At 40.6% G+C, this 527-nt stretch carries 1 protein-coding gene; it reads right to left on the bottom strand.

The annotated features are described in order from the left end of the window. Positions 1–126: 126 nt before the first annotated feature. A partial coding sequence (locus KIV41_RS24575; protein ID WP_285337848.1) for a hypothetical protein occupies positions 127–527 on the bottom strand: 401 nt, incomplete at its 5' end.

The following is a 527-nucleotide window of genomic DNA, read 5'->3' as shown; positions in this document are numbered from 1 at the left end:
TAACGCCGCGTTAAGTAGTGAGCAACGCCGCCACCTAACCTAAACCATTGCACCGTAAACACAAAAGCCAATTTGAACTGAAAATGCCACGCGTTGCGAATCTGCCTTAAACGCTTTGTTATAAAACTATCGAACCTCTGGCAACCTTAGTTCAGATATAAACTGCTCCGCCTCAACCAACTGCGAATGAGTCGCTGTTTCAAGTTGCGCATTTAGTATCATGTCTCTTTCAGCAGCAGAAACAATAATAGTCGTAAATATGGCATCGATAATGGCATAAGAAAAAGTTACTGGACTAGAGCTATTGTTGTAGGGAATATCATAAAGCTTGGCGAGTGTAAGTAACTCTTTAACTGCTGAGGGAAGCCTATTTTTGACATCATATCTATTCAGTTCGGCATACCTTCTCAATGAAACTGAAGGCTCCACAACTCTATTTTCCTCAACAACTTCTCCAAACTCTTCCCACTTAATAAACTTAAATTCCTTAACTAAACTCACTGTGATCTCCTGTTTTATAACGCCGC

Origin of the sequence: Vibrio sp. D401a (genome assembly GCF_030248515.1) — a bacterium.
Classification (GTDB): Bacteria; Pseudomonadota; Gammaproteobacteria; order Enterobacterales; family Vibrionaceae; genus Vibrio; species Vibrio rotiferianus.
The sequence above is the reverse complement of the archived record's forward strand: the minus strand, read 5'-3'. Positions and strand labels throughout refer to the sequence as shown.